Source organism: Ruegeria sp. HKCCA5839 (genome assembly GCF_013035585.1).
Lineage (GTDB): Bacteria > Pseudomonadota > Alphaproteobacteria > Rhodobacterales > Rhodobacteraceae > Ruegeria.
This window is the reverse complement of record NZ_WQIE01000001.1, coordinates 905,377-930,846: the sequence shown is the minus strand read 5'-3', so window position 1 is coordinate 930,846 and position 25,470 is coordinate 905,377. Positions and strand designations below refer to the sequence as shown.

The following is a 25,470-nucleotide window of genomic DNA, read 5'->3' as shown; positions in this document are numbered from 1 at the left end:
TGGCAGGTGATGTGGTTCGGGGGAAGAGGGCCGCGAGGTGTTGTGGCGGATTACCCGGACGAAAACCTGCGCGATCCTTTCTGCCTTGTGGCGGATTACCGTTTTCCCACTGCTGCCGTTCTGTCTAACGACAGCCAAAGTTTGCCGTTTTTGTATCCGCCGCGCACCGGGTCTTTGGCGTTCATGACATCGGCATAGTCCTCGGCCCAATCGCGGAAGCGGTCGTTTGTCACGATTGTCGCGTCATAGTCCTTGGCGACTTGAAGCACATAAGGATCCGCAGGCACGCCTTTGGGCGCGACCATCACGCGGTTTTTGGGCAAACCCAAGTGCGGGGCCAGCGCAGTGTCACGCATGTATCTATCTGACACTTTGTATCCGACATTTGCGTCAAACACGACGCCCGGCGTCAGACCGGCCTGTTTTAAGGCGTCCACCACATCGCGAACTGTGTCGAGGCTCGGCTCTCCGTCCTTCCAATGCATCACGTTCGAGCCGTCGATGACCGCCCAATTCTTGGGGCGTCGCAGCCATTTGCGTGCAAGCAATAACGCGCTGGATATGGCGCATGGTACTGACAGCAAGAGCCAAACAGAAAACGAAGGGATCACGATGGCGATGGCAGTCGCGCTGATGGACAGCAGGAAAATCAGAAGGAAAAAGGGCATGGTCGAAATCTAAAGGTCACTTGGAAATAGGAGTTACGCCTTTATCGACCAAAGCGATCTCATAGCCCAGCGGTTTTCAGATCATGGTTGCGAAGCGGTTCATTTTTGCACGCCAAGCCTGTCACCGGCCTCGCTTTCCTCAGATTTCGCTTTTAGGTTGGCACCAACGACGAGCATGAAGAGGAATACCGCGTATGAGCTGGATCAAAACGGTGCCGTTTGAGAGCGCCACTGGCAAACTGAAAAAGCTCTATGACCGGGTGACCGGGCCCGGCGGTAATGTGGACAACATCATGATGGCACATTCGTTGCGGCCGCATTCGATGGAAGGCCATATGGCCATGTATAAGGCGGTGCTGCATCACTCGGGCAATACGATTCCAAAGTGGTTTCTGGAAACACTGGGGGTCTGGGTCAGTTCGTTGAACAGCTGCGGCTATTGTGTCGAGCATCATTTTGCAGGGTTGCAGCGTTTGCTTGGGGATGCGGCGCGCGGCGATGCGATCCGGGTGGCGATTGAGGCGCGGGATCTGGCGAGCGCACCTTTGGATGCGGCGCAAGTTGCGGCGATGATCTATGCGCGCAAGCTGACCGAGGCACCCGGGGAGATGGTCGAAGCCGATGTCGAGGCTCTGCGCGCGGCAGGGTGGGATGACGGTGAAATCCTCGAGATCAATCAGGTCTGCGCGTATTTCTGCTATGCCAACCGGACGGTACTTGGGCTGGGATGCTCGACCAAAGGGGATGTGCTGGGTCTGTCGCCCAACAACTCGGACAATCCTGACGATTGGGGACATCGCTAAATGCCGGTCAAGGTTCAGGCGTCTTGTACCCAGTTCAGAATGGCTTGCGCCACGGTCTCGGGCTGTTGATGGTGCAGCCAGTGATCGGCATCCGGGATGGAAATGCGGGTCAATCGCGGCGCGAAATCTTCAAGGTTTTCGGTTGCTTCTGGCAAAAGGGCAACGTCGTCTGCGCCCCAGATCAACAGATGAGGGCAGGTGACGCGCAAACGGTCCAAGGGCAGTTCCGGCACATCTGAGCGCGGCTGTCCGGGCTCTGCAATCACAAGGGGCGAGGCACGATACCAGTTCAGCATGGCCTGCAATCGCCCCGGACGGGCCCATTCGGTACGGTAGACTGTCATCGCTTGGTCCGACAACCAATCTCGCCCCATACCGTGACGAAAAAATTTTTCGAGCTTGGCAAAATTGTTGGCTGACAGATGGCTGACGGCTGCGTCAGACCGCAATAGATGGATATATTGAGAGGCTTCAGATTGTGCACCTCCGGCCGCCAAAGCGCGTTGAAACGGAACAGGATGGACGCCGTTGGCGATGATCAGACGGTCGACCAACTGGGGCTGGAACATGGCCAGCCCATAGGCAACGGCTGCGCCCCAGTCGTGGCCCAGCACCGTAACCGGTCCGCCGATTTGTTCGATTAAAGAAACCATATCAGAAACAAGCGCTTGCAGGGCGTAGTTCTGAGATCCCTCTGGCGCCCAGCTTTGGCCAAAGCCACGCTGATCGGGGGCAATGCAGTGAAACTGATCGGACAGAAACGGAGCGAGATCGCCCCAGGCTGCGCCGAATTCAGGAAACCCGTGCAACATCAACAAGGGTGGCAGGCTAGGGTCGCCCCAGCTTCTGATACAGAAGGGTTGGCCGTTCAGGTCACGAAACTCGGTCTTCATGAAGCGCCTTTGATGCGGCTTGGATGTAGGGGGCAGAATTTTCCACCGACTTGGCCAAGTCAACTTGATTCCAATCAACGCGGGGTATTGGAAAATCTGCTAGCTGGCCAGCAGAACAATGAAAACAGGAGAGTGTGAATGGCCGCGACAGTACAGTTTACCCCAGACCTTGAACGCGTGAATTCCGCGCCAAACCCCGCAAACGCCACCGCGCCGAGCGTCGAGAACATCCGGCATGCCTTCGAAAGCGGTGAATACCCCTATGGCCGCAAAATGGCCCGATCGGCCTATGAAAAGCAAAAAGCGAAACTGCAGGCGGAATTGTTGAAGGTGCAATTGTGGGCGCAGGATACAGGTCAGCGGTTTGTGTTGCTGTTCGAAGGCCGGGACGCCGCGGGCAAGGGCGGTACGATCAAACGTTTCATGGAACATCTGAACCCGCGTCAGGCCCGCGTTGTGGCCCTGAACAAACCCACTTGGGAAGAGAAGGGCCAATGGTATTACCAACGCTACGTGCAAGAGCTGCCAACGGTTGGTGAAATGGTCTTTTATGACCGGTCCTGGTACAACCGCGCGGGTGTTGAACGGGTAATGGGCTTCTGTTCGGCCAACGAATACCTTGAGTTCATGCGCCAAACGCCGGATCTGGAGCGGATGCTGGTGCGCTCGGGCATTCAGCTTTACAAATACTGGTTTTCGGTCACGCAGGACGAACAGCAGCGCCGGTTCAAAAGCCGTGAGACGGACCCGCTGAAACAGTGGAAGCTGTCGCCCATCGACAAGGCAAGCCTGGATAAGTGGGAAGACTATACCGAGGCGAAAGAGGCGATGTTTTTCTATACGGATACCGCCGATGCGCCTTGGACCATCGTGAAATCCAATGACAAAAAGCGCGCCCGGCTTAACTGTATGCGCCATTTCCTGTCGACGCTGGAATACCCGGATAAAGATCATGATCTGGTGGGTGAGCCAGACCCTTTGATCGTGGGGCAGGCGCATCATGTGATCCGGCAGTCAGACCATATTCTTGGGGCGTCGCTGCACCCCGAGTCGGATAGCTCTGCCGCTTCCGAACCCAAATAGGGCGCTGTTTCACCTGGTCTCGTTTTGAAATTTCACGCGCCGGCTCTTGCCCGATCCATCGGTCAGGACTAAGGCTGGCGGAATGCAAAACGGGATGACATATCGCGGCCATGTACGGGCCATTACTGTGCTGGGGCTGCCGCTGATCGGCGGCCATCTGGCGCAGTTTGCCATTGGTCTGACCGATACCGTCATGCTGGGATGGTACGGGGTCGAAGCGCTGGCGGCGGTGACATTGGCCAGCAGCTATTTCTTTGTTCTGTTCCTGTTTGGTGCCGGGTTTGGCTGGGCGGTCATGCCGATGGTTGCCACCGCTGCCGCCGAAGAAGATCAGACGCGCATTCGTCGGTCTACCCGCATGGGGTTGTGGCTGTCGCTGATCTATTCCGTGATCATGATGCCTTTGCTGTGGTGGTCCTACCCGGTTCTGATCGCCATCAAGCAAGAGCCGCAAGTGGCTGAAACTGCGTCAGAATACCTGCGCATTGCTGGCTGGGGCTTGTTTCCTGCGCTGTTGGTCATGGTCATGAAATCCTATCTGGCGGCGTTGGAGCGGACCCAGATCGTGTTGTGGATCACCGTTGTGGCGGCGGTGGTCAACGGGTTGACCAACTATGCGCTTATCTTCGGCAACTGGGGCGCGCCCGAGCTTGGGGTGCAGGGGGCCGCGATTGCGTCGGTTGTCACTCAGATCGTGTCTTTGCTTTGCGTGGTGATCTATGCGGTGCGGGTACTGCCGGAGCACAGCCTGTTCCAAAGGTTTTGGCGACCGGATTGGGACATGTTCATGAGCGTGCTGCGTTTGGGCGTGCCCATCGGTCTGACCACTTTGGCCGAGGTTTCGCTTTTTGCAGCTTCAGCCGTGATGATGGGCTGGCTTGGGCCGGTGCCGCTGGCGGCCCATGGCATCGCGCTCAATCTCGCGTCGGCCACCTTCATGGTGCATCTGGGCTTGTCGAACGTGGCCACGATCCGCGCAGGCAACGCTTTGGGGCGTCAGGACCGGGCACATCTTGAGAAAGGCGCGGTCACCGTCACGGTCATGTCTCTGATCATGTCGCTGGCAACGATCATCTTGTTCCTGACCTGTGCCGAGCCGCTGATTTCACTGTTCATGAAATCCGGTGATCCGCAGCGGCCCGAGATTCTGATGATCGGGACGGGCCTTTTGGCGATGGCTGCGTTGTTTCAACTGGTGGATGGCGCTCAGGTCATCGCGCTTGGATTGCTACGTGGCTTGCAGGATGCCAAAGCACCGATGGTGATGGCGGCGCTCAGCTATTGGGTCATTGGGCTGCCCGCGTCCTACTATTTTGGCTTTGTTCAAGGCATGAATGGTATCGGCGTCTGGCTGGGGCTGGTGCTGGGATTGGCCTGTGCTGCCGTCTTGTTGATGGCGCGGTTCTGGTTGCATGCCGTGCGTGCAATCGCACTTCCGGCGACCTAGCCACTATTTTCCGGACAGCCGATCCGCCTTTTTGCGCACCAAAACCGTGCGCAGATCGTGCATCGCCATGAGCAACCGGTCGGTGACGTCTTCCAACTGAGCCTCCGTGGCCTTGGATTGTGCCCATTGAGTGGTCAGGTTCAGATGGTCGACGGCCCGGTGGATATCATCCATATCGCGCTGCGCCAGCACGGCTTTGCGCGCGTCCATCCAGCGATCAATCTCTGCTTTGTCGACCTCGGTCAAAACCTGCTGACCATGTGGTTTGACTTCGCCGTTGCGAATGTTCAGCACAGCGATCTGCGTCATCTCGATCCGCTGATGCCGGTTTGCCGTGTCCACCTTGAACACGGCGGCACCGTTCTCGCGGACACGGAAGTAATACTCGGGCAATTCAGTGGACATGCCGTCCTCCGATCAGGTGAGGCCCGCGCAGAACCGCTCAATACGGTCGCAAGCCTCGGTCAATGCAGCATCCGAAGTCGCATAGCTGACGCGAAAGTTGGGAGACAAGCCAAAGGCCGCGCCAAAGACGACAGCCACATCAGACTCTTCGAGCAACGCGGTGGCAAAGGCCTCGTCCGAGTCGATCAACGTTCCCGCAGCCGAGGTTTTTCCGATCAGCCCGACGATGGACGGATAGACATAAAACGCGCCCTCGGGCGTGGGACACGTTATGCCGTCGATCTGATTGAGACGCTCAACAACAAGATCCCGGCGGCGTTTGAACAACGCACTATTGGGTGCCAGGAAGTCCTGCGTTCCGTTCAATGCCTCAACGGCGGCCCATTGGCTGATCGAAGACGGGTTCGATGTGGATTGTGACTGGATCTTGCGCATGGCCGCAATCAACTCGACCGGACCGGCCGCATAGCCAATCCGCCAACCGGTCATGGCATAGGCTTTGGACACCCCGTTGCAGGTCAGCGTTCGATCATAAAGCTGCGGTTCAACTTCGGCAGGGGTGCAGAAGTCGAAATCGCCATAGGCAAGGTGTTCATACATATCATCGGTCATCACCCAAACATGAGGATGACGCAGCAGAACATCTGTCAGGGCCTTCAATTCGGCGCGATTGTACCCGGCACCGGTGGGGTTCGACGGCGAGTTGAAGATGAACCACTTGGTTTTTGGTGTGATCGCGGCCTCTAGCTGGTCTGGCGTTAATTTGAAGCGGTTTTCCAGAGAGGTTTCGACAACAACCGGCGTGCCCCCGGCCAGAAGAACCATGTCGGGATAGCTGACCCAATAGGGGGCCGGGATGATAACTTCATCCCCGTCGTTCAGCGTTGCCATGAACGCGTTATAGAGCGTCTGCTTGCCACCCGTGCCCACCGAAATCTGCGCCGGAGCATAGTCCAGCCCGTGATCGCGCTTCATTTTGGCGCAAACCGCCTGTTTCAGCTCGGGGATACCATCGGGGGCTGTGTATTTGGTCTTGCCCGCCGCAATCGCCGCCACTGCCGCGTCCTTGATGTTCTGCGGCGTGTCGAAATCGGGTTCGCCCGCGCTCAGCCCGATGATGTCACGGCCAGCGGCTTTCAATTCGGCGGCCTTCGCCGTCATTGCGATGGTCGGCGAAGGTTTGACGCGTGACAGTGTCGCAGACAGAAAACTCATGTCGGGCCTCGGTTTGTATGTTGATCGGGACTGTCATAGGGTGCCGCCCAAAGACGATCAAGCCGATAGAGCACAGGAGCCCTGAGCGCGTATGAATGAAGAAACGGATTGGTTCGGACCCGAGGCCGCAACCTTTGGGGATCGGGTCGCAGGTGCGCGCGAAGCTGCCGGAATGACGCAGGTTCAGTTGGCGCGTCGTCTGGGGGTGAAAAAGGCCACAATCGTCAACTGGGAAGACGATTTGTCTGAACCGCGTGCCAACAAATTGTCGATGATGGCGGGCATGTTGAATGTCTCGATCCGCTGGCTGCTGACTGGCGAGGGCGAGGGGACTGAGTCTCCGCTGGACGAGGAGCCGCTGGATACCGAACTGGCTCCGCTTTTGGCCGAAATCCGCGCGATCCGCGGCGAGATGCGGGCCAGTTCGGAAAAACTGGCTCGGGTCGAAAAGGCGCTGCGTCGAACGCTGGAACGCAGCGCATGAGTGAGACCCGAGAGAACCGGATCAAGCGTATGCAAATGCGCTCGATGCGGCGCGGTATCAAAGAGATGGATTTGATCCTGGCCGCGTATGCGGATCGCAATTTGGCGGCCATGGATGACGCTGCGTTGGATTTATATGATCAGTTGCTGCTTGAGAATGATCAGGATCTGTACCAATGGGTGACAGGGCAGGCCGCACCGCCGCAGGCTTTGGCCGATCTGATTTCTGACATCGCGCAAACGTTTCAAAAATAACACAAAATACGGCTTAACCGATTTTTCGGGAATTCGCGTCATCCTGTCTTAAACGGCGCGAGTGAATCGGAGGATCGTATGAGTATGGAAATGCAGGTTTCCACACCGGGCAGTAAGGGCTTTATGAACAGCTATCTGGAAGCGCTGGCCCTGGTTGAGCGTTTGCACCGGCTGCTGCTGGACGTCATTAAGGATGAGTTCGAGCGGGTCGGCGTGCTTGAGATCAACGCGGTTCAGGCCTTGTTGCTGTTCAACATTGGCGACCATGAAGTCACCGCCGGTGAATTGAAGAGCCGTGGTTACTATCAGGGCAGCAACGTGAGCTACAATCTCAAGAAACTGGTCGAAATGGGCTATATGCACCACCAGCGCTGCGAAATTGACCGCAGATCCGTCCGAGTCCGGCTTACCCCGCGCGGGCGAGAGATCCGTGATATCGTTTCAGAGTTGTTCGCCCGTCACGCCGAAGGCCTGCAGGGACGGGGTGTGCTGGGCGCTGAAGGGATCGAGGATATCACCAGTTCGTTGCGCCGGGTGGAGAGATATTGGACGGACCAGATTCGCTATATCTACTGACCTCGCAAGCGCGCCAATGAAAAAGCTGGCCAACGCGGCCAGCCCTTCTGATCAAATGGGATTACCAGTGGCCGGTGCTTTCCATGCTGGCCCAGGGTTCCGCCGGTTCCAGCGCATCACCGTTTTGCAGCAGCTCGACCGAGATATTGTCAGGTGAGCGGACAAAAGCCATACGGCCATCGCGCGGTGGGCGGTTGATGGTGACACCATTATCCTGCAGGTGCTGGCACATCTCGTAGATGTTGTCGACGCCATAGGCGAGGTGGCCGAAATGGCGGCTGTCGCTGGGCAATTCATCATCGCCATCCCAATTATGGGTCAATTCAATCGGTGCGTCTTCCTGACCCGGAGGTGCCATGAAGATCAGCGAAAAGCGTCCCGCTTCGCTGTCATGCCGACGAATTTCCTTGAGACCCAGCAATTCATAGAAGGCCATTGATTTCTCCAGATCCTTCACGCGGACCATGGTGTGCAGATATGTCAGCGCCATCGTGGCTTCCTTTCGATACATTAGATGACCTGCACCTTAGCGCGCAGCCCATGACTGTCGAGGGGGCAGGGTGCGAAGAAGTGCGAAAACCTGACGCCGACCCACATCTCGCGGTTCCTGTGGTCACGATGTCGAGATATAGTGGCCAGCGACTCATTGTTGAAAAGGAGAGTTTCATGCCTTTGTCCGCCGACCAGCAGGCCGAAATTGAGGCACAACGGGCGCAGTCACAACCGACGCGCCGTGTCGTGGCCGAGGGCATGGAGGATCATCTCTACACGGCGCATCAAGTGCTGGACCATGGCTTTGTTCGCGTGATCGACTATATGGGGGATGACGCTGCCATTTGTCAGGCCGCTCGGGTGTCCTATGGCAAGGGCACCAAATCGGTACAGAATGATGAAGGGCTAATTCGCTATCTGATGCGCCATTGGCACTCGACCCCGTTCGAGATGTGCGAGATCAAATTGCACGTCAAACTGCCCGTCTTTGTTGCCCGCCAGTGGATCCGCCATCGGACCGCGAATGTGAACGAATACTCGGCCCGCTATTCGATCCTGGACCGCGAATTCTATATCCCGGCCCCCGAACATGTGGCGGCACAATCCGAGATCAACAACCAGGGCCGGGGCGAAGCGCTGCAAGGGGAAGAGGCCGCGCGCGTGCTGGAAATCCTCAAGGCCGACAGCGCGCGCTGCTACGACAATTACGAGGCGATGATTGATCAGGACGGCCAGCAGGGTCTGGCCCGTGAACTCGCGCGGATGAACCTGCCCGCCAATATCTATACCCAATGGTATTGGAAGGTTGATTTGCACAACCTGTTCCACTTCCTGCGCCTGCGCGCCGATCCACATGCGCAATACGAGATCCGGGTCTATGCGGATGCCATGTGCAAAATCGTGTCGGACTGGGTGCCCTTTGCCTATCGCGCGTTCGAAGATTACCGATTGGGTGCGGTGAGTCTGTCGGCCCAGATGGTCACTTGTCTGCGCCGTATGCTGGTCGGCGAGGATGTGACGCAAGAGACATCAGGCCTGACGGCGCGGGAATGGCGTGAGTTTCAGGATGTGATACGCGAAGGCTGAATTCGCATATCAGTTGTCTATACAAGACGTCATGAAACCGTTACATTGGTTTCATGATGCTGAGACAATCGATGAACGGAATTGGCCTTGCTTTGCTACTGGCAGGTACGGCGCAGGCGAAATCACCGATCGCTGAGGTGATCTGCGAACCGACCGAGCGCATGCATGACAAGCTGGAACGTCAATTCCGGGCACAGCAGACCGCCTCTGGTATGCGTGGCCCGGAGCAAATGATGGAGGTCTGGACCAGCGAAACTGGCGATTGGACCATGGTTGTGACCTACGCCACCGGCACGTCCTGCATCGTGGCCATGGGCGAACACTGGTTTGCCCACGAACAGGACAATCCTGCGCGGGGATAGGTCTTGTTGTGTGGTTAACGGCCGCTAATTGGCCGTCAACCTGAATAAATCTCACCCGGTTTACGGGCGGAACCGATTACAATGGCTTCAAATCAGCCGCCATCTGACGACCGTCGCGTCCGTCCTGCAACTCGTACGAGACCTTTTGATTATCAGCGAGCCCGGTCAGACCGGAACGTTCAACGGCTGAGATATGCACAAACACGTCTTTGCCGCCTTCATCGGGGGCGATAAACCCGTAGCCTTTAGTGGTATTAAACCATTTCACGGTGCCGGTTGGCATTTCCCGTGTCTCCTTCTACTTTCACGTCATCCCCTAAATTGGCGGGGCAGTGGTTGGCGCGATCGCAATACAACACTGTTTCGCCCAAACGATACGGCCCGGATTGCGTGTTTCACCTTTTTCAACATTGCACGGTAAAGCAAAAAATCAAGAATAACCGGGATCAGTCGGCGTTTTTGCCCATTTTTGCATCAAAAACAGGAACTCTCGAAATATGCGCCTTTATGGACTAAAGACTTGCGATACTTGTCGTAAGGCACTGAAATCTCTTCCAAATGCCGAGTTTGTTGACGTCAGGGCAGAGGGTGTACCGAAATCGGTCCTTTCGCAAGCGTTTGAAACTTTCGGCAAGGCTTTGCTCAATACCCGATCGACCACATGGCGCGATTTGGACGAAACACAACGCGCAAGACCACCGCTGGAGCTTTTGGTTGATCATCCCACTTTGATGAAACGGCCTTTGATCGAGAACGAGGGCGCACTTTTCTTGGGGTGGACTGAAGAAACCCGTAAAGGTCTTGGCATCGCTTGATCGGCTTCTTATCTGAACCCGACCAGTTTGGAGAATGATAAATGCGCAACGCCGCCATGATCTTGGGTATCGTCGCTGGCCTGATCGGAATGATAGTCGGTTTCTTTGGATATGGTTTTGTCGCGCTGATCAATCAGTTCGGAGAAATCGAAGGCCTTGCAGAGCAGGTCGACAACCCGGGATTGGTGCAGACCGTGTCAATCTTGGCGCCGCTTTTGGCCATCGCGGGTGGTGCAATGGCGCATGCGAGGGCTTTGGTTGCGGGTGTGTTTTTGCTGATTTCAGCTGCGGGCATGTACTACGCCTTTGGTTTTGGCGCTTTCACCATGTTCCCGATTGTGTTTGCCGGAGTGGCAGGCGTCCTTGGGCTGGCCGCGGGAAAACCGGATCAGCCCAAGGCACATTTCTAGATCACTTCAGACGCAACAGACGGTCCAGCGACAGCGGACCTGCGCCATTGATAAAGATCACAAGGAACAGGAACGTCCACATCACACGCTGATCCATCAGGTCAGGCGCGGAATTGAACAAGCTGCCCAGTGTAACGCCGTGGCCGGTGACATCGACCAGGGTTTGAACCCAGACAAAGCCGATCATCGCCAAGGCGGCAAAGCGGGTGAGCAAGCCGACCAACAGCAAAGCAGGCAGAACGAACTCTGCAACCGTGCCAAAGAAAATCACGACGCGCTGGAAAAAGGTCATTTGCGTGACGTCATACAAAACCGCTTCGGCTGCCTTCGGGAAGATCTGGCCAAAGGCACCGGCGGAGGCCGAGAAGATCGAGCCGTCAATCTTCAGCGAAGCCGAGTTCCAGTAATACACAAGAAGGACGGCGATAAAGACCAGCCGTGCCAGGGTTGGGGTCAGCCAACCGGATTTGGCATCCACCGTTTCGACAGCGTTGTTGTAGGATGAGATCAGGGCAATCATGTCTCCAGCCTTTCGAGAGTCACAGAAGTTATAGCTTCGCCCTGAAGCAGTAGGGCGAGTGTGGTTCCAAGGTCGAACTCGGAGGTTTCGGCGGCGGTCGCCTCATAGGCTTGGCCGATGGTTTGCCCGTCTTGCAGGCGGTTGATCCAGTCTGCTCCACCAGGGGGCAAGACGTGGGGTTGAGGGTCGTAATCGGGCCGGGTGATCAGGATATCTTGACCTCCGGCCTGGGGTTTCGGGGCGTCGGGCTGTGTGTTGAACGCCCAGATCGCATGAATAGGCCAATCCGATTTCAGCACCTCTAGTGACGGTGCGAGGCCCAATTTGGCACGCATCAGATCTTCGGGATCTAAGGCAAGCGCCTCAGCCGGGATCGGCTGCGCATCTGCTGCGTGATAGGACCGCCTGAGGGCCAGTTCCAGACGCGCGACGTCCGGCAGGTATCCCAGATGCGATAGCTGCTGCATGCCAGCTAGAAAACTTGGAAACTCTTCGCCATAGAACATCATCAAAGGCGAGGTCGGTGGGTGTTGGCGCAAGAAAATCCCGGCCAGCCCATCCATGTTCTGCGCGCCAAGCAACTTGGTGATCACAGGAAACGCCTGATGCATGGCCTCGGTCAGAGAGACCGCGACATTGTTGCGATAGACGCTAAAGCGTCGTCCTGCCGGCTGCGCTTGAGCGTCCAGCAATCCCTGCGGCACCGGTTGAGTGGCATCCAACAGGGCAGAGCGAAAACTGGATTGGCTCACACTCATGCCGGGATCCGATCCAATGCGGTCTGCGCACGTTCGGCCTCGGCCCGCAGCACAGGCCAATCCGGAACATCGGTGTCCCATTCGACCAGCAGGGGTTTGGGGCCGGAACGTTCCAACACGTAGTCCAGCAAGGCCCAAACGGGGTCGACCACTTCGCGGCCGTGACTGTCGATCAACAGAGGGCGACCGTGATCATCCTCGTCCTCGTCATGGCCCCCTAAGTGAATTTCACCCACTTTTTCAAGCGGATATGCGTCGATATACCCTTGTGGTGAATAGTCGAGATTGGTGGCGGACACGAAGACGTTGTTGACGTCCAAAAGCAGACCGCAACCGGTTCGGTTCGAAACTTCGCGCAGAAAATCGGTCTCGGACCAGGTGCTTTCCTCGAAGGCAAGATAGCTGGAGGGGTTTTCCAGCAGCATCTGCCGCCCAACTACGTCCTGCACTTGATCGACATGCTCGCAGACGCGGGCCAAAGTGCTGTCGGTATAAGGAAGGGGCAGCAGGTCATTCAGGAAATGGCTGTCATGTGTCGACCAGGCCAGATGCTCGGAAAAGCTGGCTGGATTCAACCATCCAACCAAGTGTTTCAACCGCGCTAGGTGGTCTGGATCAAGTGGACCTTCGCCACCGATCGACAGGCCAACGCCGTGCACGGAAATGGGAAACTGTTCGGAGAGGTGACGCAACTGCGCCAGAGGACGCCCGCCGTCGCCCATGTAATTCTCGGCATGTATTTCCAGCCATGCCACTGGGTCTGCATGTTCGAGTATCTGGGAAAAATGCTGAGGTTTATATCCCACACCCGGTGCCGCCGGTAGGCGATTTGACCGATAAGTATTGTCCAACATTTTTCACTTCCTCAATCACGACGAAAGGGCGGGCGATGGTGCCCGCCCTTTTGCTGTTCTTAGGCTGCGCTTATGCGGGCAGGTCGCGCTCGAGCGGCTCCAGCGAACCTTCGCGCGGTGTGCCGTTGGCTTCGGCGGGCAGTTCGATCGAGGCGCAGGTACCTGCGTCAACCAAAGTCCATGCGTTGCCCTGATAATCAACGGTCGAGGTGCCCGCGCAGGTTGTGCCTGGGCCTGCGGCACAGTCATTCTGACCGGCCAGCGAAATGCCATAGCACTTTTCTTTCGCTTGTGCGGAGGCGGTTGTTGCAACACCAGATACTGCGGCTGCTACTGCGGTTGCGATAACCAGGGACTTTGCTGTGTTCGACATCTCGGAAATCCTTCTAGTGACTGCGTATGTCTGCTTGTGACAATGACAAAGTAGTGGTTTGGACGCCCGAGGTGAATTCACGAGCCCGTGTCTCACAACCCCGTCAAAGACTGTCATGGCCTATTGAAGGTTAACACATTGTTTTCGAATTGAAAATTGTAAATTGTTTCAATCCGGCCCGGTGTTCAGGGCCGGATTCAGGGCAAATTCACGCCGAATGTTACAGCAAGTCCGGTGGCGTTGCGGCTGTAGAAAGCTCATTTGTTACAACGTCAAGCGGCTGAACCTGCGTCTGTTTTTCGCCCAGGCGACGCACGCTGACGGTACGTTCTTCAACCTCGCGGTGTCCGATGGCCAGAATCACAGGGACTTTACCCACCGAGTGCTCGCGAACCTTGTAGTTGATCTTTTCGTTGCGAATGTCCGCTTCGGCGCGTATGCCAGCGGCACGCAGGGTTTCCACAACTTCGGCAACATAGGCGTCAGCATCCGAGGTGATCGATGCGACGACAACCTGACGCGGGGCCAGCCAGAAGGGCAGTTTGCCCGCGTGTTCTTCGATCAGGATGCCAATGAAGCGCTCGAACGAGCCCAGGCAAGCGCGGTGCAGCATGACGGGTCGGTGTTTGGCCCCATCCGCGCCGACATAGCTGGCGTCCAGCCGTTCCGGCAGCACGAAATCCACCTGGAACGTGCCGCATTGCCAATCGCGCCCGATGGCGTCGGTCAAAACGAATTCCAACTTGGGGCCGTAGAATGCACCTTCGCCGGGGTTCAGCTCGGGTTCCACTCCTGCGGCGCGGGTGGCGGTCAACAGCGCCTCTTCGGCCTTGTCCCAGGTTTCGTCCGAGCCGGCCCGCTGCTCGGGACGGTCCGAGAATTTGACCTTGAAGCTTTCAAAGCCGAGGTCTTTGTAGACATCCGTTAGGAAGGCGATGAACCGCGCGCATTCATCGCCGATTTGATCCTCGGTCGAAAAGATATGCGCGTCATCCTGTGCAAAGCCGCGCACCCGCATGATCCCGTGCAGCGCGCCCGAGGGTTCATAGCGCGCGCAAGAGCCGAACTCGGCCATGCGCAGCGGCAGGTCGCGATAGGATTTCAGGCCCTGTTTGAAGATCTCGACATGGCAAGGGCAGTTCATCGGCTTCAGAGCGTTCACAGCCTTTTCGCGGGCATGCTCCTCGTCAACTTCGACGATGAACATATGCTCTTGATACTTGTCCCAATGGCCCGAGCGTTCCCACAGTTTGCGATCGACGACCTGCGGGGTGTTGACCTCGACATAACCGCCCGCATGTTGCTTGCGGCGCATATAGTCCTGCAACTGGGTGTAGATGGTCCAGCCGTTGGGGTGCCAGAAGATCTGACCGGGGGCCTCTTCTTGCATGTGGAACAGGTCCATTTCGCGGCCCAGCTTGCGGTGGTCGCGCTTGGCGGCCTCTTCCAGCATATGCAGGTGAGCTTTGAGCTTCTCCTTACCGGTGAATGCCACGCCATAAATGCGTTGCAACATCTGACGGTTGCTGTCGCCGCGCCAATAGGCTCCGGCGATGGACATCAGTTTGAACGCATCACCGGGCACCTGTCCGGTGTGCTGAAGATGCGGGCCGCGGCACAGGTCCTGCCAGTCGCCGTGCCAATACATGCGCAGCGGTTCGTCGCCGGGGATGGCGTCGATCAACTCGACCTTATAGGGCTCGTTGTTCTCGGTGTAGAAATCAATCGCGCGCTGGCGGTCCCAGACCTCGGTGGTCACCGCGTCGCGTTTGTTGATGATCTCCTTCATCTTTTTCTCGATGGCGCCGAGATCTTCGGGGGTGAAAGGCTCTGACCGGTCAAAGTCGTAATACCAGCCATTGTCGATGACAGGACCGATGGTGACCTTGGTGTCGGGCCAGATCTCCTGCACCGCTCGGGCCATGATATGCGCCAGATCGTGACGGATCAGCTCGTTGGCCTGCGCCTCATCCTTCATGGTGTGAATGGCGATTTGCGCATCAGCGTCAATGGGCCATTGCAGATCCCAGTGCTGGCCGTTCACCGTGGCCGAGATGGCCTTTTTTGCCAGCGAAGTCGAGATATCGGCGGCGACCTGCGCGGGGGTTACGCCTGCGTCATATGATCGTGCATTGCCATCAGGAAAGGTGAGTGAGACGGATTTTGAATCCAGGGCCATTTCGGCTCTCCTCGTCGGTTTGGCGCCCACTGAACGCCCGGTTGCGGGTTATATGTGTCGCGCTGCTTTGGCAGGTGCAGGGACAGGTGTCAAGGGTTGGGGTGAGGGGCGCTGCCCCTCGCGCTCCCCGCCGTATTTGGAACAAGAAGAAGCAGGGGCGATTGCGCTTGCGACGGGCGCGTGCATGATGCTTGGAAAAGTGAAGAGGGTTTCATGGCAGCGACGGAATTTCTGCAGACGGCGCAAGGGCGGCGGTTGGCTTATCACAAGAGTGCCGGCGTCGGCCCGACGATAGTGTTCTTGGGAGGGCTGAAATCGGATATGGAGGGCACCAAAGCGGTGCACTTGGAGGCTTGGGCACAGGCGCGCGGGCAGGCATTTTTGCGCTTTGACTATTCGGGCCACGGCGAAAGCTCGGGTGCGTTTACGGACGGGTGTATCGGGGATTGGCACGAAGATACTCTGGCGGCAATGGACGCATTGACGGAAGGGCCCTTGGTGGTTGTTGGATCGTCCATGGGCGGGTGGCAGGCGTTGCTTTTGGCGCGGGCCAGGCCCGAGCGGATTGCCGGGCTGGTCACGGTCGCGGCGGCGCCTGATTTCACCGAAGATGGCTATTGGGCGTCCTTCTCAGACGCTCAGAAGGCGGCGCTAGAAGCGGTGGGCCATGTGGAATTGCCGTCGGATTACATGGAGCCTTACATCATCACAAAGCGGATGATCGAAGATGGGCGCAGGCGGCTGGTGCTGCGGACGCCCTTGGACCTGCCGTTTCCGGTGCGGTTTCTGCAGGGCACAGCGGATACGGCAGTGTCGACAGAGACAGCTGTGCGGTTGATCGAGCATGTCACGGGCCCGGATATGCGGTTGTTGCTGGTCAAGGATGCGGATCACAGGTTCTCGGACGGGCCGTGCCTGCAGATGATCGAGCAGGCGGTTCTGGATGTGATGGGTGATCATTGATGCGCAGGGCTGGCTGGGTGATTGGCCGGATCCTGCTGATCCTTTTGCTGGTTGGTGTCGGAGTTTACCTGTTTGCCCCGCGCGAGCCTGTAGATTTGAACCCGCGCTTTGATGCCCGCAAGTTTGGCGAGGGGGTGCAGGTCTATTTTGAAAGCGTTGAAAGCGGGTTTGACGATATCGTGCCGGGCGTGGAAAAGCGGGTGATCTGGCAGGAGGGGTTCCGGGAACAACGCACCCGGTACGCCGTGCTCTATATCCATGGGTTTTCTGCCAGCTCTGAGGAAATCCGCCCGGTGCCGGATCTTCTGGCCGACGCACTTGGCGCCAATCTGGTTTATACCCGCCTGCAGGGGCATGGCCGTGAGGGTGCGGCGATGGGGGAAGCCACCGCAGTTGGGTGGATGGAGGACACGGCAGAGGCTTTGGCCGCCGCGCGGGCTGTCGGGGATGAGGTCATTGTTTTGTCGACATCAACCGGCGGTACGCTGGCTGCGGCTGCTGCCTTGGATCGTGAGCTGAGTCAGAACGTGGCGGCGATGATCTTTGTCTCGCCCAATTTTGGCGTCAACACGCCGGGTGCCTGGGTGCCCACCTTGCCACTGGCCCGCACTTGGTTGCCTCTTGTGATGGGGGATGTCCGCAATCCGCCGGGGCCAGACCCCGAGAGGAACTTGTATTGGTCGACGAATTATCCGTGGACGGCTGTTGTGCCGATGTCTGTTCTGGTGGACGCGGTTTATGCGTTGGATTTTGCGGGTGCACAAATCCCGGCTTTGTTCTGGTTCTCAGAAGATGATCAGGTCGTACGCCCGGACCGGACGCATGATGTGGCGCGCGCTTGGGGAGGGTTTGCTACGGTCAACCTCGTGACGATGGGCCCGGATGATGATCCGCAGTCACATGTCATTGCGGGCCGATTGATGTCTCCCGGACAGACCCAAGGTGCGGTGGCCGGTATGCTCGCCTGGCTGGCCGAGCAAGGGATCGAATGATGCGCAAACCGAAAAGCATGTGGAGCCTTGAAACTTTGGGCCGCGTGCGGTTGTCGCGTCACTTTTTCATGCGCGAGTTTCTGTATTCCGAAATCGGAAACATTCACCAGATCCAGAATATCCCCGACGACCCCGACCTTGCCATCGAAACGGGGCGGGCTCTGTGTGAAACCTTGCTGGATCCTCTGCAGGAAACCTTTGGTCGGATCGCCATCCGGTCGGCCTATCGTGCGCCGGATTTGAACCGGTTCGGCAATGAAAACAAACTAAACTGCGCGCGCAATGACAATCCGATGGAATGTCATATCTGGGATCGCGGCAGCGGAGAGGATCGCATCGCCGGGGCCTCAGTCGTGATCCCCTGGTTTGCGGATCGCTATGCAAAGGGGCGCGATTGGCGTGATCTGGCCTGGTGGATGCATGACCATATCGACTATTCCGAGATTTGGTTTTTCCCCAAGCTTTGCGCATTCAATCTGGTGTGGCGGCCAACGCCTGTGAAGCGGATCGACAGCTATATTGCGCCCCGAGGCTGCCTGCTGCGCCCAGGTGGGACGCCAGATGAAAGGCTTGAGGAGCGCCAAACACGTTATGGTGATTTCCCAAGTTTTCGCGGGATCCGGTATCCGGTGTGACGAGATGAACAAGAGGTGTCTTTTGAAAAGACGGGTCATATTGGCCGGAATGATGTCGGCTTCGTTGGTGCCCGATCAGATTTGGGCCGCGCCCGAAGGGAAACGACGCGCAGAGGGACGGTTTACCACTGGAATTACCGCGGGCGGTGTGTCGCTTTTTCAGGATGCGGATCAACGGGCTGTCTATCTTGAGGCGGATTTTGTCCATGACGGCTCGCCGGATCCGTGGGTTGCGCTGGGTCAGGATGGGTTTCGCCGCGACACCATCATCGGAGAGCTGAAGCAGTTTCGGGGCGCACAGAGATTTCCGATTGGGCCCAAGCTTACGCCGATCGAATTTAACGAGGTCTATATCTGGTGCGTCCAACACAACACGTCGCTTGGTCGGGCCAGGCTGACTTGGCTTTAGGGATACAGTGCCGCGCGTTCAGATTTTGACAGCGTTGTCGGAGTGACGCAGGGCGTTCCTGTTGCGACATCAAAAAAGGGTGTGTTTTTCCAGCGCCCCATTAGACGGGACGGCACAACCCGTTTGACTAGCCCCCACGCTGCGTATTGCAGCATTTCATGTGATTGTTTGCCATTCCCGCGCGGGACGAAGCCGCGTGTGGTCACAGGGCCAATAGACTCTGGGGCGCGTAACCGGTTCACGTCAAAACCCGCAAACGGGATTTTTGGGGTGGGGCTTGTGGTTGCCAGCGGCGCGTTACAGCACTTGGCGTACCAGCGCAGCATGCCTTTGGGGCTAAGGCGCATGCAGGAGAGGTTATCTTTGCCGGACAGAAATGTGATCTCTTCCGGTGACATTTGAAAGACATTCACCGGCCCCGGAGCAGGGTCGGGTTGTCCAAAATAAAGCTGGGCCGCGCGGCAGTCGTGACAAAAGCACACAACATGAGTCCCGGTTCGCGCACCACGCTCGGAAATGCGTCCTGTCAGCGCCCCGCATGAGCAGGAAAAGATCAACCCCTGGTCAGGGCCGGGGGTCATGCCACCTTGTTGCTGTTCGCGGCGCGGCGGCGGGGTTTCTTGCGGCTATTTTCATTCATGAAATCAATTACAAGCGGGCGGATGTTATCGCGCCAGCTGCGCCCTGCGAAGATGCCATAGTGACCCGCGCCGGGCTCTACATGGCTGGCCTTTTTGCTGTCCGGCAGACCGGTGCACAGGTCAAGCGCAGCGATACACTGGCCCGGGGCCGAGATGTCGTCATTGGCGCCTTCGACAGATTTGACCGCGACATCCGTGATCTTGCCGATATCAACCTTGTGCCCGGCCACGACGAATTCATTGCGGGCGATCTCGCGGTTCTTGAAGACACGTTCGACTGTGGACAGATAGAATTCTGCGGTCATGTCCATCACGGCCAGATACTCATCGTAGAACCGGTTATGGGCATCGTGGTCTGACGCTTCATCCCGCATCACACGCTGAATCTGATCGGTGAAAGCCTTGCTGTGGCGTTCGGCGTTCATCGACATGAACGACGCCAGTTGCAGCAGGCCAGGATAGACCATGCGACCAACGCCCTTGTACTTGAAACCGACACGCTGGATCATGGTTTCTTCCAGTTGCCCCATCGTGACGCGCCGTCCGAAATCGGTCACTTCTGTGGGGGTGGCGTCCGGGTCAACCGGACCACCAATCAGCGTCAGGGTGCTGGGCTGTGCTTTGGGCTCGACCTCGGCCAGATAAGCGGTGGCGGCCAGAGTGAGCGGCGCTGGCTGGCATACCGCGACCACGTGGGATTCGGGGCCCAATTCCTTCATGAAATCGACCAGGTAAAGCGTGTAGTCTTCGACGTCGAACTTGCCTTCGGACACCGGGATATCGCGGGCATTGTGCCAATCGGTGATATAGACTTCGCAATTCACCAGCAGACTTTTGACGGTTGACCGCAGCAAGGTGGCGTAGTGGCCCGACATAGGCGCAACCAGCAAGACTTTGCGAGGCTGTTCCTCGCGGCCGTTGACGCGGAAGTGGATAAGGTCGCCGAAGGGGCGTTCCAAAACAGTCACGACATCGACCAGATGATCTTTGCCGTCCTCGCAGGTGAAGGCGTGAATACCCCAGTCGGGCTTGACGACCATGCGTTGAAATGTACGCTCGGTTACCTCGCCCCAGGCGGCCATCCAGTTGAAGGCGGGATTGGGGATCATCGAGAATTGCGGGTAGGAGGCCATGGCACTTGCGGTAGCACCAAGCCACTGGTTGGTGTTACGCATGGTTTCCATCAGGTCATAAGTCATCATATAACGCATGGTACGGGCCTCCTGTTTGATTGCCCGAGTGTTCGGACCACACGTCGCTTTGCCCGAAGGTTAAAGCCACGTTATTCTGCACAGCAGCAAGGGTAAGTGGGAATAGTTAAAATGACAACCAGTGATGGCCAAACTCCTGAATTGACCGAAGAACATATTGAACGTCTTAAGGAAAATATGGAGAAAGTCGAAGCATTGTCCAAGCGGCTGGTCGAAGTCATGGCCGGAAAACAAACCCATTCCCCCGCGCTGGACGGCCCGAATCAAGAGCTTTTTGCAAAAGCAGCAACGGCTTACTGGACCGAGACTCTGCAGAATCCGGCCAAGATCCTGGAACAGCAAATCGAGTATTGGGGTAAGTCGGTGCTGAACTTTGCCGAAGCGCAGCAGGCGATGGCAAAAGGCGAGGTGGGTGAACCCGGACCGGTTTCCAAAGATCGTCGTTTTTCCAATCCCATGTGGGACACAAACCCCTATTTCCGCTTCATCCGCCAGCAATATCAGACAAATGCTGAAGCCATTGAACAGGCGGTTGCGTCAGTTGAAGACATGGATTCGAAAGACAAGCAGCGCCTGCGCTATTTTTCGCAGCAGATTATCGACATGATGGCGCCGACGAATTTTCTGGCCACCAATCCGGACGCATTGGAAAAAGCCGTCGAAACCGAAGGTCAGTCGCTGATCAAGGGGCTCGAGAATCTGGTCTCTGATCTAGAAGCGAACAACGGAGAACTGGTGGTCAAACTGGCCGATGACAGCGCGTTCGAAGTTGGTGGCAACATCGCGACGACGCCGGGCGACGTGATTTATCGCAACCGCATGATCGAGCTGATCCAGTATAAAGCTGTGACAGACACTGTGCATGAGACACCCATTGTCTTGTTTCCCCCCTGGATCAACAAATTCTATATCCTCGACCTGAAAGCCCAAAACAGCCTGATCAAATGGGTTACCGAACAAGGGTACACCCTGTTTGTGGTGAGCTGGGTCAATCCAGATGAGTCCTTTGCCGATGTTGGGATGGAAGACTATATTCAAGACGGCTTTTTGACCGCGATCGAAGAGGTCAAGAAAATCTGCAAGGTGAAACAGGTGAATGCCGTTGGCTATTGCATTGCCGGGACGACCTTAAGCCTGACGCTGTCTTTGCTGAAACAGCGTGGTGACAAATCGGTCAAGTCTGCCACGTTCTTTACCACGTTGACAGATTTCGGAGAGCAGGGTGAGTTCACCCCGTTTTTGCAAAACGACTTTGTCGACGGGATTGAGGACCAGATCACCAAGGATGGTATTTTGCGCGCCTGGATACTGGGCCGAACCATGTCGTTCCTGCGCTCGCGTGATCTGATCTATACGCCCGCAATCCGCAGCTACATGATGGGGGAAACACCACCCGCGTTTGATCTTTTGTTCTGGAACGGTGACGGCGCGAACCTACCCGGAAAGATGGCCATTCAATACCTGCGCGGACTTTGCCAGAGAAACGATTTCGTCGGCAGTGGGTTTGACCTGATGGGGCACAAGCTGCAGATCAGTGATGTGGATGTTCCCGTGATGGCGATCACCTGTGAAACGGATCATATTGCCGCCTGGAAAGACTGTTACCGCGGCGTGCAGCAGATGGGGTCGCGCTCGAAAACCTTTGTGGTGTCTGAATCCGGCCACATCGCAGGTATTGTGAACCCGCCGAGCAAAAAGAAATACGGTCACTACACCAACTCTGATCTCAAAGCCGATGCTGACGACTGGATGAAGGGTGCCACGTTCAACGACGGGTCGTGGTGGCCTCTGTGGGAGGCATGGCTGAAGAAACGTTCTGGCAAGCAAGTTCCTGCACGTCAGACCGGTGATTCGGATCATCCGAGCCTTGCACCGGCCCCTGGTGAGTATGTGAAGGTCAAGGCAAGCGCCTGATTTCATTTTGAGATTAAAAATTTTCTGCACTGCAGCAAGAAAAAACTTGAAATGCTGCGACGCAGCAATCATATTGCCTTCAAGCTGATGAAAACCGGGGTGGTCCCGGAGCGGCTAGAAGGATTTAGGACAATGGCAAAGACCCAAGACTTTACCGCAGTCATGAAAGACATGATGGGCGCGTTCCCGATCGACACATCGGCACTGGAAGACGCATTCAAGTCGACTGCATCGCTGAACGAAAAACTGTCTGGCGTAGCGCTGGACGCGGCTGAGAAATCGGCAGAGATCTCGAACAAATGGACCAAAGAAACTCTGGCCAAACTGACCGAGATGTCGAAAGCCAAAGCAGAGCCTGCTGACTACGCAAAAGCTGCAACCGACTTCGCAAGCGCGTCGGCTGAAGTTGCTGCCGAAAACATGGCTGCTTTCGCTGAGATCGCCAAAAAAGTTCAGTCGGAAACTGTTGAGCTGCTGATGGCTGCCGGCAAAGAAGCTGCAGAAGATGCAACTGCTGCCGTCAAGAAAGCAACCAACGAAGTAACCGCTGCTGCCAAGAAAGCAACAGCGGCCAAATAAGCCGAACCTGCGGTCGGCACCTTTCCCTCCCAACTGGTGCTATCGCGTCGGGCAGGTCATTTGACCTGCCCTTTCTTTTTGTTCTGCACTCGCATAACCTATGCTGCAATGCATCATCATTGGGGAGGGTCAACGGTGGCAGAACAAGAAAAGCCTTTGCTGATCAAACGCTACGCAAGTCGGCGGTTGTACAACACCGAAACCAGCGACTACGTGACGCTTGAAGACATTGCGGGGTTCATCCGTGATGGTCGTGAGGTGCAGATCATCGATCTGAAAACCGGCGATGACCTGACGCGCCAATACCTTCTCCAAATCATCGCAGAACATGAAAGCCGGGGCGAGAACGTGCTGCCGGTGAACGTGCTCAACGACCTTGTGCGCAGTTATATGGTGCCGGGCGGGGGGATGATGCCGCAATTCCTGCAAAGCTCGTTCGAGATGCTGCGCGAAAGCCAGACCAAGATGATGGAGAACATGAACGCGATGAACCCGATGTCGCAGATGCCCGGGTTCGAAGCGATGCAGGCGCAGCAGCAGGCCTTTCTCAAGGCAATGACCGGTGGCCTGTCTGGGAACTGGTCCGGGCCGGACAGCGAAGCCGAAGGCGATGACGAGCCCAAGGAAGATCTGGACGACATCAAAAAGCAACTCGCCGAGTTGCAGCAAAAGCTGTCGAAACTCAGTTAATCCGCATCACTCGGGAAGGCCGGCGCGCCGCAAGCCTTCCAGCCATTTCTCCCAGTCGTCGTCATAGCGCACGGGTACCATCTTGCGGACCATGGCGATGGTCAGGCTGGGCATGGTGTGCAGCAACCTGTCAACGGATGCCTGTGCCTCATCCGATTTGCCAAGCATTGCAAGAGAGGCCGCCTCTTGCCGCATCAAAGAGGCATAACCGGGGCTCTCCTTCAGGCCCGCGCGGGCGTTTTCAAGACAGATATCGAAACGGTCCGTCACATAGGCGGCAATTCCAAAGCCACCCCGCCAGAAGGCCCGCAAGGGATCCCGAGGGCTGAGGATGGTCGACTTTTCATAGGCTGCCTTGGCCTCGTCAAACCGACCTGCAATTCCATAGTAGGCTGCGAAGTTGCCAAACCCTGTCGCGAGGTTTGGATTAAGCGTCACCGCGCGTGACAAGTGAGTTTCAGCCTCGTCATATTCGCGCGCGAACATACTGGCCATGCCAAGCATCGCGTGGGCATGCGCATTGTTGTCGTCCAACCCGGTGGCGATACTTGCCGCATCTTTCGCCGACAAGATTGCGTCGCGCGTATCCGGCCGCCAGACATGCAGCATGGCCATCAAATCGCAAAGCGCAATGCCGGCATGCCCGTCACACAGGTTCGGGTCAGCCTCCACTGCGTTTGAGAGCAAAGCCCGCGCCGCGTCGTTGTCGGCTTTGGCGAACTTGCCCAAATGCCATCGGGCCTGCAGCACCTTGTCCCACGAGGATAGGCTGTCAGGCCGTTTGGCCCGCGCACGGCGCGTTTCGGCCCCCAGCGTTTCCGGCGCAACGGCTTGGACAATGGCCTGGGTGATCTCGTCTTGCACCGCAAAAATGTCGTCGATGGCGCGGTCGTACCGCTCGGCCCAGATATGCGCCCCTGTCGACCCGTCAATCAGCTGTGCCGTCACTCGGACCCTTTGACCGGCCTTGCGCACACTGCCTTCCAGCAAATAGCGCACCCCAAGATCGCGACAGACCTCGTCCACACGAATGGCTTGGCCCTTATAGGTAAACGACGTGTTCCGCGCGATGACAAAGAACTCTCGGAAATGGGACAGGGCGGTGATGATGTCTTCGGCAATACCGTCCGAGAAATATTCCTGCTCGGGGTCGGCGGACATGTTGTCAAAGGCCAGAACTGCGATGCCCGGATTGTCGCTGATTGGCTGGGTCTCGGTGACGTTCTGCGGTACCGGCGCGTCATCTGGGGACCATTGATAGATGCGCACGGGGTCTTCGATGTTCTTCAGACAATGCTCACCGCCATCCGAAAACATCGCACGTAATCTTTGGCCGATCCCCTGTCGCACCATGTCCGAGATACAAATACCGCCGGGTTGCGCCTTCGCCTCAAGGCGGGCGGCAACATTGACGCCCTGGCCATAGATGTCGCCGCCTTCGATGATCACATCGCCCAGGTTGATCCCGATCCGCAGACGTAACTCGGGATCCGCCTCAGCCTCGATCTGCGTCTGCACCGCAATCGCGCAGGTGACCGCATCCGTGACGCTTGGGAATTCGACCAACGCACCATCGCCCATCAGCTTGACCAAACGCCCCGAATGCGCGGCGATTTGAGGATCGAACACGGTTTTGCGCAGGGTGAGCAGCTTGTCGAGGGTGCCTTGCTCGTCCCGCGCCATCAGGCTGGAATATCCAACGACATCAGCGGCAAGAATAGCGATCAGACGGCGGGGCATGGCGATCTCCGGACATCAG

General features: G+C 57.1%; 31 protein-coding genes. 17 read left to right on the top strand and 14 right to left on the bottom strand.

Annotated elements, in window-relative coordinates; genetic code table 11:
• Positions 1 to 95: 95 nt before the first annotated feature.
• Positions 96 to 668 carry a hypothetical protein gene (locus GOV38_RS04575; RefSeq protein ID WP_171207770.1) on the bottom strand — a complete coding sequence of 191 codons (573 nt, stop codon included), beginning with the start codon at positions 666 to 668 and terminating at the stop codon, positions 96 to 98.
• 194 nt (positions 669 to 862) lie between these two features.
• On the opposite strand from GOV38_RS04575, the gene GOV38_RS04570 reads away from it, so the two are divergent.
• Complete coding sequence (locus GOV38_RS04570) at positions 863 to 1,471, top strand: carboxymuconolactone decarboxylase family protein (RefSeq protein WP_171207769.1); 609 nt, start codon at positions 863 to 865, stop codon at positions 1,469 to 1,471.
• Between the two features lie 14 nt (positions 1,472 to 1,485).
• Here GOV38_RS04570 and GOV38_RS04565 read toward each other — a convergent pair whose 3' ends face one another.
• Positions 1,486 to 2,364, bottom strand: a complete 879-nt coding sequence (locus GOV38_RS04565; protein ID WP_171207768.1) for an alpha/beta fold hydrolase — start codon at positions 2,362 to 2,364, stop codon at positions 1,486 to 1,488.
• A 138-nt stretch (positions 2,365 to 2,502) separates the two neighbouring features.
• Between GOV38_RS04565 and ppk2 the strand changes: the two genes are divergently transcribed.
• Complete coding sequence (gene ppk2 / locus GOV38_RS04560; protein WP_171098229.1) at positions 2,503 to 3,447, top strand: polyphosphate kinase 2; 945 nt, start codon at positions 2,503 to 2,505, stop codon at positions 3,445 to 3,447.
• Between the two features lie 82 nt (positions 3,448 to 3,529).
• Positions 3,530 to 4,894: an MATE family efflux transporter gene (locus GOV38_RS04555; RefSeq protein ID WP_171207767.1), complete on the top strand. Its 1,365-nt coding sequence runs from the start codon at positions 3,530 to 3,532 to the stop codon at positions 4,892 to 4,894.
• Positions 4,895 to 4,897: 3 nt separating this feature from the next.
• On the opposite strand, the gene GOV38_RS04550 is transcribed toward GOV38_RS04555, so the two are convergent.
• Positions 4,898 to 5,299, bottom strand: a complete 402-nt coding sequence (locus GOV38_RS04550) for a hypothetical protein (protein WP_171207766.1) — start codon at positions 5,297 to 5,299, stop codon at positions 4,898 to 4,900.
• A gap of 12 nt (positions 5,300 to 5,311) precedes the next feature.
• Positions 5,312 to 6,514, bottom strand: coding sequence for a pyridoxal phosphate-dependent aminotransferase (locus tag GOV38_RS04545; protein WP_171207765.1), 1,203 nt, complete (start codon positions 6,512 to 6,514; stop codon positions 5,312 to 5,314).
• A 91-nt stretch (positions 6,515 to 6,605) separates the two neighbouring features.
• On the opposite strand from GOV38_RS04545, the gene GOV38_RS04540 reads away from it, so the two are divergent.
• From GOV38_RS04540 to GOV38_RS04530, 3 genes are all read left to right on the top strand, one after another.
• Positions 6,606 to 6,998, top strand: coding sequence for a helix-turn-helix domain-containing protein (locus tag GOV38_RS04540; RefSeq protein WP_171128825.1), 393 nt, complete (start codon positions 6,606 to 6,608; stop codon positions 6,996 to 6,998).
• Entirely contained in the window at positions 6,995 to 7,252 is a 258-nt protein-coding gene (locus tag GOV38_RS04535) for a succinate dehydrogenase assembly factor 2 (RefSeq protein WP_171098238.1), read from the top strand. The genes GOV38_RS04540 and GOV38_RS04535 overlap by 4 nt, the downstream gene beginning before the upstream one ends.
• 78 nt (positions 7,253 to 7,330) lie before the next feature.
• Entirely contained in the window at positions 7,331 to 7,828 is a 498-nt protein-coding gene (locus tag GOV38_RS04530) for a MarR family winged helix-turn-helix transcriptional regulator (RefSeq protein ID WP_171098240.1), read from the top strand.
• A gap of 61 nt (positions 7,829 to 7,889) precedes the next feature.
• Here GOV38_RS04530 and GOV38_RS04525 read toward each other — a convergent pair whose 3' ends face one another.
• Entirely contained in the window at positions 7,890 to 8,318 is a 429-nt protein-coding gene (locus GOV38_RS04525) for a VOC family protein (protein ID WP_171098242.1), read from the bottom strand.
• A 176-nt stretch (positions 8,319 to 8,494) separates the two neighbouring features.
• Here GOV38_RS04525 and thyX point away from each other — a divergent pair, with 176 nt between their 5' ends.
• Positions 8,495 to 9,406: an FAD-dependent thymidylate synthase gene (gene thyX, locus GOV38_RS04520; protein ID WP_171207764.1), complete on the top strand. Its 912-nt coding sequence runs from the start codon at positions 8,495 to 8,497 to the stop codon at positions 9,404 to 9,406.
• 71 nt (positions 9,407 to 9,477) lie between these two features.
• Positions 9,478 to 9,768: a hypothetical protein gene (locus GOV38_RS04515; RefSeq protein ID WP_171207763.1), complete on the top strand. Its 291-nt coding sequence runs from the start codon at positions 9,478 to 9,480 to the stop codon at positions 9,766 to 9,768.
• Positions 9,769 to 9,844: 76 nt separating this feature from the next.
• Here the strand turns inward: GOV38_RS04515 and GOV38_RS04510 are convergent, their stop codons facing one another.
• Positions 9,845 to 10,051, bottom strand: coding sequence for a cold-shock protein (locus GOV38_RS04510; protein WP_008758035.1), 207 nt, complete (start codon positions 10,049 to 10,051; stop codon positions 9,845 to 9,847).
• Positions 10,052 to 10,265: 214 nt separating this feature from the next.
• Between GOV38_RS04510 and GOV38_RS04505 the strand changes: the two genes are divergently transcribed.
• Entirely contained in the window at positions 10,266 to 10,583 is a 318-nt protein-coding gene (locus GOV38_RS04505) for an ArsC/Spx/MgsR family protein (protein ID WP_171207762.1), read from the top strand.
• 41 nt (positions 10,584 to 10,624) lie between these two features.
• Positions 10,625 to 10,993 carry a hypothetical protein gene (locus GOV38_RS04500; RefSeq protein WP_171128833.1) on the top strand — a complete coding sequence of 123 codons (369 nt, stop codon included), beginning with the start codon at positions 10,625 to 10,627 and terminating at the stop codon, positions 10,991 to 10,993.
• A gap of 1 nt (position 10,994) precedes the next feature.
• Here GOV38_RS04500 and GOV38_RS04495 read toward each other — a convergent pair whose 3' ends face one another.
• The 5 genes from GOV38_RS04495 to thrS form a co-directional block, all read right to left on the bottom strand.
• On the bottom strand, positions 10,995 to 11,513 hold the full coding sequence (locus GOV38_RS04495) for a DoxX family membrane protein (protein WP_171098252.1): 519 nt from the start codon (positions 11,511 to 11,513) through the stop codon (positions 10,995 to 10,997).
• Entirely contained in the window at positions 11,510 to 12,271 is a 762-nt protein-coding gene (locus GOV38_RS04490) for a DNA-binding domain-containing protein (RefSeq protein ID WP_171207761.1), read from the bottom strand. Before GOV38_RS04490 ends, GOV38_RS04495 begins: the two co-directional genes overlap by 4 nt.
• Positions 12,268 to 13,125, bottom strand: coding sequence for a DUF692 family multinuclear iron-containing protein (locus tag GOV38_RS04485; RefSeq protein WP_171207760.1), 858 nt, complete (start codon positions 13,123 to 13,125; stop codon positions 12,268 to 12,270). Before GOV38_RS04485 ends, GOV38_RS04490 begins: the two co-directional genes overlap by 4 nt.
• A 70-nt stretch (positions 13,126 to 13,195) precedes the next feature.
• A complete protein-coding gene (locus GOV38_RS04480; protein WP_171098257.1) occupies positions 13,196 to 13,498 on the bottom strand; it encodes a DUF2282 domain-containing protein in 303 nt (100 codons plus the stop codon).
• 220 nt (positions 13,499 to 13,718) lie between these two features.
• The gene (gene thrS, locus GOV38_RS04475) at positions 13,719 to 15,677 is read right to left on the bottom strand and encodes a threonine--tRNA ligase (RefSeq protein WP_171212972.1); all 1,959 of its coding nucleotides are present in this window, start codon (positions 15,675 to 15,677) and stop codon (positions 13,719 to 13,721) included.
• 213 nt (positions 15,678 to 15,890) lie between these two features.
• Between thrS and GOV38_RS04470 the strand changes: the two genes are divergently transcribed.
• Genes GOV38_RS04470 through GOV38_RS04455 form a run of 4 tightly spaced genes read left to right on the top strand, consistent with a single transcriptional unit; the run spans position 15,891 to position 18,676 of the window.
• Complete coding sequence (locus GOV38_RS04470; protein ID WP_171207758.1) at positions 15,891 to 16,640, top strand: alpha/beta fold hydrolase; 750 nt, start codon at positions 15,891 to 15,893, stop codon at positions 16,638 to 16,640.
• On the top strand, positions 16,640 to 17,632 hold the full coding sequence (locus GOV38_RS04465; RefSeq protein ID WP_171207757.1) for a carboxylesterase: 993 nt from the start codon (positions 16,640 to 16,642) through the stop codon (positions 17,630 to 17,632). The genes GOV38_RS04470 and GOV38_RS04465 overlap by 1 nt, the downstream gene beginning before the upstream one ends.
• A 17-nt stretch (positions 17,633 to 17,649) precedes the next feature.
• Entirely contained in the window at positions 17,650 to 18,267 is a 618-nt protein-coding gene (locus GOV38_RS04460; RefSeq protein ID WP_171130452.1) for a hypothetical protein, read from the top strand.
• A 22-nt stretch (positions 18,268 to 18,289) separates the two neighbouring features.
• The gene (locus GOV38_RS04455) at positions 18,290 to 18,676 is read left to right on the top strand and encodes a DM13 domain-containing protein (protein WP_171207756.1); all 387 of its coding nucleotides are present in this window, start codon (positions 18,290 to 18,292) and stop codon (positions 18,674 to 18,676) included.
• On the opposite strand, the gene GOV38_RS04450 is transcribed toward GOV38_RS04455, so the two are convergent.
• Together GOV38_RS04450 and phaZ are read right to left on the bottom strand one after the other, a co-directional pair.
• Positions 18,673 to 19,257 (bottom strand): DUF6151 family protein, encoded by a 585-nt coding sequence (locus tag GOV38_RS04450; protein WP_171207755.1) that lies wholly within the window; start codon positions 19,255 to 19,257, stop codon positions 18,673 to 18,675. The genes GOV38_RS04455 and GOV38_RS04450 overlap by 4 nt on opposite strands.
• A complete protein-coding gene (gene phaZ, locus GOV38_RS04445; RefSeq protein ID WP_171098270.1) occupies positions 19,254 to 20,528 on the bottom strand; it encodes a polyhydroxyalkanoate depolymerase in 1,275 nt (424 codons plus the stop codon). The genes GOV38_RS04450 and phaZ overlap by 4 nt, the downstream gene beginning before the upstream one ends.
• A gap of 111 nt (positions 20,529 to 20,639) precedes the next feature.
• Here phaZ and GOV38_RS04440 point away from each other — a divergent pair, with 111 nt between their 5' ends.
• The 3 genes from GOV38_RS04440 to phaR all read left to right on the top strand — a co-directional run bounded on the left by GOV38_RS04440 (position 20,640) and on the right by phaR (position 23,711).
• Positions 20,640 to 22,442, top strand: coding sequence for an alpha/beta hydrolase (locus tag GOV38_RS04440; protein ID WP_171207754.1), 1,803 nt, complete (start codon positions 20,640 to 20,642; stop codon positions 22,440 to 22,442).
• Between the two features lie 132 nt (positions 22,443 to 22,574).
• Positions 22,575 to 23,021: a phasin family protein gene (locus GOV38_RS04435; RefSeq protein WP_171098273.1), complete on the top strand. Its 447-nt coding sequence runs from the start codon at positions 22,575 to 22,577 to the stop codon at positions 23,019 to 23,021.
• A gap of 135 nt (positions 23,022 to 23,156) precedes the next feature.
• Positions 23,157 to 23,711, top strand: a complete 555-nt coding sequence (gene phaR / locus GOV38_RS04430; protein WP_171098275.1) for a polyhydroxyalkanoate synthesis repressor PhaR — start codon at positions 23,157 to 23,159, stop codon at positions 23,709 to 23,711.
• A 6-nt stretch (positions 23,712 to 23,717) separates the two neighbouring features.
• Here the strand turns inward: phaR and GOV38_RS04425 are convergent, their stop codons facing one another.
• A complete protein-coding gene (locus GOV38_RS04425) occupies positions 23,718 to 25,451 on the bottom strand; it encodes an adenylate/guanylate cyclase domain-containing protein (RefSeq protein WP_171207753.1) in 1,734 nt (577 codons plus the stop codon).
• Between the last annotated feature and the right edge of the window lie 19 nt (positions 25,452 to 25,470).